Source organism: Brevundimonas sp. (assembly GCF_035627475.1).
In the GTDB taxonomy this organism is placed as follows: Bacteria; Pseudomonadota; Alphaproteobacteria; order Caulobacterales; family Caulobacteraceae; genus Brevundimonas.
In genome coordinates this window covers 98,111-104,735 of sequence record NZ_DASPLR010000010.1, presented here as the reverse complement: position 1 = coordinate 104,735, position 6,625 = coordinate 98,111, and the positions used below count along the sequence as shown (strand labels likewise).

At 68.9% G+C, this 6,625-nt stretch carries 8 protein-coding genes; 7 read left to right on the top strand and 1 reads right to left on the bottom strand.

The window, feature by feature from the left end; all coding sequences use genetic code 11:
- Positions 1-168: 168 nt before the first annotated feature.
- The 7 genes from rpmI to VEA62_RS02385 all read left to right on the top strand — a co-directional run bounded on the left by rpmI (position 169) and on the right by VEA62_RS02385 (position 5,656).
- Positions 169-366, top strand: coding sequence for a 50S ribosomal protein L35 (gene rpmI / locus VEA62_RS02415; protein ID WP_324817917.1), 198 nt, complete (start codon positions 169-171; stop codon positions 364-366).
- 54 nt (positions 367-420) lie between these two features.
- Positions 421-774 carry a 50S ribosomal protein L20 gene (gene rplT / locus VEA62_RS02410; protein ID WP_259550831.1) on the top strand — a complete coding sequence of 118 codons (354 nt, stop codon included), beginning with the start codon at positions 421-423 and terminating at the stop codon, positions 772-774.
- 90 nt (positions 775-864) lie between these two features.
- A complete protein-coding gene (gene pheS / locus VEA62_RS02405) occupies positions 865-1,941 on the top strand; it encodes a phenylalanine--tRNA ligase subunit alpha (protein WP_324817915.1) in 1,077 nt (358 codons plus the stop codon).
- 11 nt (positions 1,942-1,952) lie between these two features.
- The gene (locus tag VEA62_RS02400; RefSeq protein ID WP_324817913.1) at positions 1,953-2,345 is read left to right on the top strand and encodes a hypothetical protein; all 393 of its coding nucleotides are present in this window, start codon (positions 1,953-1,955) and stop codon (positions 2,343-2,345) included.
- Positions 2,345-2,749: a hypothetical protein gene (locus VEA62_RS02395; RefSeq protein WP_324817910.1), complete on the top strand. Its 405-nt coding sequence runs from the start codon at positions 2,345-2,347 to the stop codon at positions 2,747-2,749. The genes VEA62_RS02400 and VEA62_RS02395 overlap by 1 nt, the downstream gene beginning before the upstream one ends.
- Positions 2,746-5,169, top strand: coding sequence for a phenylalanine--tRNA ligase subunit beta (gene pheT, locus VEA62_RS02390; RefSeq protein ID WP_324817906.1), 2,424 nt, complete (start codon positions 2,746-2,748; stop codon positions 5,167-5,169). The genes VEA62_RS02395 and pheT overlap by 4 nt, the downstream gene beginning before the upstream one ends.
- 220 nt (positions 5,170-5,389) lie before the next feature.
- Positions 5,390-5,656, top strand: coding sequence for a DUF6894 family protein (locus VEA62_RS02385; RefSeq protein ID WP_324817903.1), 267 nt, complete (start codon positions 5,390-5,392; stop codon positions 5,654-5,656).
- On the opposite strand, the gene VEA62_RS02380 is transcribed toward VEA62_RS02385, so the two are convergent.
- Positions 5,639-6,355 (bottom strand): Crp/Fnr family transcriptional regulator, encoded by a 717-nt coding sequence (locus VEA62_RS02380; RefSeq protein ID WP_324817900.1) that lies wholly within the window; start codon positions 6,353-6,355, stop codon positions 5,639-5,641. The two genes, VEA62_RS02385 and VEA62_RS02380, sit on opposite strands and share 18 nt — an antisense overlap.
- Positions 6,356-6,625 lie beyond the last annotated feature (270 nt).

Sequence of the window (6,625 nt, the reverse complement as noted above, 5' to 3'; positions counted from 1 at the left end):
CGCTGAGGGGTTTCCCTTGCTTTCGGAGCGCGGTTCGACTAGAAGCCGCGCCTTCGCGTACCGGACCGCCGGGCGAACAGGCATGCCTGGGCGGTTCCAAATCAGGGAGACCCTCCTCGGGCCCAAGCAGCTCGAAGAGCGGTAGCCCTCTCAAAAGAGAGAGATGAAATGCCGAAACTGAAGACGAAGTCGGGCGCCAAGAAGCGCTTCAAATTCACCGCGACCGGCAAGGTGAAGGCCGGGGTGGCGGGCAAGCGGCACCGCCTGATCAGCCACAACTCGAAGTACATCCGCCAGCAGCGCGGCACCTCGGTCATGGCCGACGCGGACGCCCGGAAGATCAAGTCCTACATGCCGTACGCCTGATCGGCGCGCGCAGACCTGACCTGATCTCCACACTGAATTTGAAAGGATAGCGACATGGCTCGCGTCAAACGGGGCGTAACGTCCCACGCCAAGCACAAGAAGGTTCTGAAGCAGGCGAAAGGCTTCTACGGCCGCCGCAAGAACACCATCCGCACCGCCAAGGCCGCGGTCGACCGCGCCGGCCAGTACGCCTACCGCGACCGCCGCACCAAGAAGCGCAATTTCCGCGCCCTGTGGATCCAGCGCATCAACGCCGCCGCCCGTCTGGAAGGCTTCACCTACAGCCAGTTCATCCACGGCCTGGGCAAGGCCGGCATCGAGCTGGACCGCAAGGTGCTCGCCGCCATGGCCGCCGACGAAGCCGCCTTCAAGGCGATCGCCGACAAGGTCCGCGGCGCGCTGGCGTAAGCTTTTCCGGCGACGGAAGACGCAAAAGCCCTCCGGCCCGCGCCGGGGGGCTTTTTGCCTTGCGCCATAGCCGCTAGACGGACTGCCGACATGACCGACCTGCACCAGCTCGAACTCGACCTCATCAACGCCATCGGCGGCGCGGCGACCGCCGCGGCGGTGGAGGAGCTTCGCGTGGCCGCCCTGGGCAAGCAGGGCTCGATCTCGGGCCTGCTCAAGGGCATGGGGGCGATGAGCCCGGACGAGCGGCGCGAGCGCGGGCCGATGATCAACGGCCTGCGGGACCGGGTGTCGGCGGCGCTGGCGGCGCGCAAGGCCGAGCTCGAAGCGGCCGAGCTGGACGCCCGGCTGAAGGCCGAGCACGTCGACCTGACCCTGCCGCCGCGGCCGCGCCGCAAGGGCAGCGTGCATCCGACCATGCAGGTGATGGACGAGATGATCGCCCTGTTCGCCGAGATGGGTTTCGCGGTCGCGGAAGGCCCCGACATCGAGGACGACTTCCACAACTTCACGGCCCTGAACTTCCCGCCCAAGCACCCGGCGCGGGAGATGCACGACACCTTCTTCCTGACGCCCGATCCGGAGACCGGCGAGCGCAAGGTGCTGCGCACCCACACCAGCCCGGTGCAGGTGCGCACCATGATGTCGCAGAAGCCGCCGATCCGGATCATCGCCCCCGGCCGGACCTTCCGGAAGGACAGCGACGCCACCCACACGCCGATGTTCCACCAGGTCGAGGGGCTGGTCATCGACAAGGCCATCCACATGGGCCACCTGAAGTGGACGCTGGAGACCTTCGTCGCCCGCTTCTTCGAGGTCGACGACGTCGACGCCCGCTTCCGCCCGCACCACTTCCCTTTCACCGAACCGTCGGCCGAGATGGACATCCGCTGCGACCGCTCGGGCGGCGAGCTGAAGCTGAATCAGGGCGACAGCTGGATGGAGATCCTCGGCTGCGGGATGGTGCATCCGAACGTGCTGCGCAACTGCGGCATCGACCCCGACGAATACCAGGGCTTCGCCTTCGGCATGGGCGTCGACCGCCTGGCCATGCTGAAATACGGCATCCCCGACCTCCGCCCCATGTTTGAAGCCGACACCCGCTGGCTGTCGCACTACGGCTTCTCCGCCTTCGCCGCGCCGAACCCGGCCGGCGGCCTGAGCTGAACGAGATCGTCATGACCGATATTATGTCCGAAGCCTTCGGCCGCGAGATCGCCGCGCGCGAGACCTTCGAGAAGGAAGGCGTCTGGCTGCCGCTGCTGGCCGTCCACACGCTGAACGCCGGCGAGGGGGTCATCAAGGGCAAAACCTTCACCGACTGCGTCATCGAGGGCCCCGCCCTGGTCGCGGTGCTGGCCGGCACGACGTTCGACGGCTGCAACATGGGTGCGGCCTCGGACCCCAAATCCATGCTGTACGCGCCGCAGGGGCCGCGACTGGTCGGCGCCATCGGCCTGCAGGACTGCCGCTTCGTCCGCTGCCGCTTCGCGCAGATCGGCTATACGGGCTCGGCCGACTTCCTCGAAGGCATGGCCACGAGTCTGGCCGGAGCGGGGCGCGCCGGCTGATGGCCTACGTCCCGATCAACCGCCCCGTCCGCGTCGCCACCAACCTGACCGCCATGGTCTTCGAGGACGTGGACATCAATCTGTTCGAGCTTTACGCGGCCGTCGTCGGCGGCTCCCAGCCCGGGCTGATCGAGGGACGGACGTTCCGCCGCTGCCGCCTGCAAGGGCCGGCGATCATGCTGGTCTCCGCCGGGGTCACATTCGACGACACCAATTTCGGCGACAGCGGCGGCGATATCCGCAACCTGCTGCTCCGGCCGATGGGCGCACGCGCCTTGGGTACGATCCCGATGCGGAGCTGCGCCTTCGAGAACTGCGAGTTCTTCAACGTAGGCTTCACCGGGCCGCAGCACGTGCTCGACATGATGGCCGGGGTGCCGACGGGGCCGGGAGCGGCGCAGTGAAATTCACCCTGTCCTGGCTGAAGGATCATCTCGAGACGGAGGCCGAGGTCGCGGCCGTGGCCGAGGCCATGACCATGGCCGGGCTGGAGGTCGAGGAGGTCCACGATCCGATCGCCGCCCTGGCGCCCTTCACCGTGGCCAGGATCGTCTCGGCCGAACGCCATCCGAACGCCGACCGGCTGCAGGTCTGCCAGGTCGACACGGTCGACGGCATGAAGGAGATCGTCTGCGGCGCACCCAACGCGCGGGCGGGCCTGACCACCATCTACGCCCCCATCGGCGCCTATGTGCCCGGGCTGGACGTCACCCTGGTCGAGAAGCCGGTGCGCGGCGTGGTCTCGCACGGCATGCTGTGCTCCGCCTCTGAGCTTGAACTGGCGGACGAAAGCGACGGCATTCTGGAACTGGCCGACGACCTGACGGTCGGCGCGCCGGCGGCCGGCGTGTTCGGGGCCGAGCCGGTGATCGATTTCGAGGTCACCCCGAACCGGGCCGACTGGCTCGGCGTGGCGGGCATCGCGCGCGACATGGCGGCGGCCAGCCTCGGCCAGCTGAAGACCCCGGCCGTGGCGCCGGTGGCGGGCGCGTTCGCCTCGCCGGTCAAGGTTCGGATCGAGGCGTCGGAGATGTGCCCGGTGTTCGCCGGGCGGCTGATCCGCGGCGTGAGGAACGGCCCGTCGCCCGAGTGGCTGCAGCGCCGCCTGATCGCCATCGGCCTGCGCCCCATCAACCGGCTGGTCGATATCACCAACTATGTCGCCTACGACCGCTGCCGGCCGCTGCACGTCTATGACGCCGCCAAGCTGGTCGGGGACGAGATCGTGGTGCGCGCCGGACAGGTGTCCGAAGGCGCCGAGCACATCGCGGCCGGGACGCACGAGCACCTGATCGCGCTGGACGGCAAGACCTATGCGGTCGATCCGTCGATGTGCGTCATCGCCGACGCCGGGGGCGAGCGGCCCATCGGCCTGGGCGGGGTCATGGGCGGCGAGTCGACCGGCTGTTCGGACGAGACCGTGGACGTCTTCGTCGAGAGCGCCTGGTTCGACCCGCTGGTAACGGCCCAGACGGGCCGGACCCTGACGATCAATTCCGATGCCCAGTACCGCTTCGCGCGCGGCGTCGATCCGGCCTTCGTGGTCCCGGGGCTGGAACTGGCCACGCGCCTGATCGTCGACCTGTGCGGCGGCGAGCCGTCGGAGATCGTCGTGGCCGGCGAGGCCCCGGCCGGTCCGGTCGCCTTCGCCTTCGATCCGGCCCGGGTCGGCGCCCTGACCGGGCTGTCGCTGGATGACGATCGTATCGCCGAAATCCTCACCCGGCTGGGCTTCGAAGTCGCGCGGGGAACCCCGTGGAGCGTGACGCCGCCGTCGTGGCGCCACGACGTCGAGGGCCCGGCCGACCTGGTCGAGGAGGTGGCCCGCATCGAGGGCTATGGCGAACTGCCGTCGACCCCGCTGCCCGACCTTGGCGCGCCGTCGAAGGGCGTGCTCAATCCCCGTCAGGCGCGGGTGCGCACCGCTCGCCGGGCGCTGGCGGCCATGGGCTATGCCGAGGCCGTCACCTGGTCCTTCACCAGACAGTCCACCGCCGCCCTGTTCGGGGGTGGCGATCAGCGGCTGGTGGTCGAGAACCCGATCGCCGCCGACCTCGACTGCATGCGGCCCTCGGCCCTGCCAAATCTGGTTCAGGCCGCGGCGCGCAACGCCGACCGCGGCCATGCCGACGCCGCCCTGTTCGAGATCGGCCCCATCTATCTGGATGACAGCCCGACCGGCCAGCGCACCGTCATCGCCGGCCTGGTCGCGCCGCGCTCGCCGCGCCACTGGGGCGGCGGGGCCGAGGACGCCCTGTTCGCGCTGAAGGGCGATCTGATGGCGCTGCTGGACGAGTTGGGCGCCCCGACCGCCTCGTTGCAGCTGGTCCAGGGCCAGAACCGCGACTGGTGGCACCCCGGCCGCTCGGCCAGGCTGCAGCTCGGGCCGAAGACCATTATCGCCGAGTTCGGCGCCCTGCACCCGCGCGTGCTCAAGGCGCTGGACGCCGACGGTCCCATGCTGGCCTTCGAGATCGTGCTCGAGGCCGTGCCCGAGCCGCGCGGCAAGGCCACCAAGGCCCGCGGCGCCGCCTCGCTGGCCGCGCTGATGCCCCTGACCCGCGACTTCGCCTTCGTGGTGGAAGAGGGCAAGGCGACCGGCGACCTCGTGCGCGCCGTGGCCGGCGCCGACAAGGCGCTGATCGCGGACGTCCGGGTGTTCGACGTCTACCGCGGCGCCGGAGTGGCCGAGGGCATGAAGTCGGTGGCGCTGGAAGTCGTCATCCAGCCGCGCGAGGCGACCCTGACCGAGGCCGAGATCGAGGCGCTGTCGGCGAAGGTGCTGGCGGCGGCGGGCAAGGCGGGCGCGGCGCTGCGAGGGTAGGCAGTCCGGTCGCCCCTTTGTGGACCGGGAGGTCTGCAACGGGTGATGGGGTGGACGCCATCGCAAGCAGCGACCGTCGAGGCAACGGTTCCGGTGGGTGGAAGCGGAGCTGCAGATCATCCGTGTCCGATTCATCAGCAGCGCTTGCTGACCGGGTCAGTTGGTGTAGCAGTCCTCCGGCTCGAGGCAGTTTGCGGGCTCCGGGCAGGAGCCTCCATTCATGCCTCGCCTCTATTTCGACATCTCACACGGCGCGGACTTCGCGGACGTAAAGGACGAGGAGGGCGAGGAGCTGGAGGGGCTGAACGCCGCCCGGATCGTCGCCGTGCGGCTCTCTGGTGAAGCCCTCAGGGACTACCCCGACCGCTTCTGGAGCGCCGGGGAGTGGAACTGCACCGTCCGCGACGAGAATGGCCTCGTCCTGTTCGTGCTGCACTTCTACGCGCAGGAAGCGCCCGCGTCGGGTGGTTCAGCTATGCTGCCTTAGGGCGTCCCGGGTGGCGCCGTGGCTGTGCGGCCTGATGGCCTCGTAGAGTTGAAGGCATTCGCACGCCGCCTCGCGCAGCCGCTGCCTGTCCTCGATGTGAATGTGGCCGCGGCTGTATCTGATAGCGCCCGCGTTTCGAAGCAAAAGCGAGCCTGCGTTCACCGTGGTTCGCTGCACGCCCAGAATGCGTCCGAGATCGTCCTGCGTAAGGTCGAGGCTCGTCGCGCCCAGCTTCTCGCTCAGCAAGGCCAGAACGGTCGCCAGCCGAGCCTGAACGGTGTGCTGCTGACCGCAGGCCGCCGCCAGGCTGGACTGCGCCTGATAGTCATAGGCGAGGCTCAGGAGGCTGTCGCGAAGGGTCGCGCTTTCCTGAAAGCGATCACGCAAGATGGGGGCCGCGAGCTCATAGGCGCGTCCGCTGCGGCGCACCTCGACACTCCAGGCGCAGGGTTCGCCAGCGAGGAACGCCGCCAGGCCCGAGACACCCTCGCTTCCCATGAAGAAGCTTTCCGACATTCCGCCGTTCTCGAAGCGAACGAGATTGGCGAGTTGGGCGGACGTCGGGAAATAGATCGTGTCCACCTCCTCGCCCTGGGCGGTCAGCACCAGTCCCTCGTCGAGAGAACGCTCGCGCAGATGGGGCCCCAGCGCCGCCATGTCGTCAGGGGAGAGGCTTTCGAGTGTCGTGTTTCCGAGCATGATCGGCCTCCCAGGGTGGTGGCGGGAGCGCGCATTGAGCCTGTGCGGGGACTTCCTCCTCCGGACACGCCTTCAAGACACCGGAGGAGACTATGTAATGCACCGGACACAGCGAGGTTCCGCGGGCAGTGGGTCGCACGCCGGCGACAGCTCTTGTCCGCTGTGGGTCGATAGCCGACCTCGGCGCCGGCCCGCGCCGTCGGCCCCGGCAACCTCCCGTTAACCTTGCCGCCGCAAGGCTGACGCAAAGGCCGGTGACGGTGTGGTGAA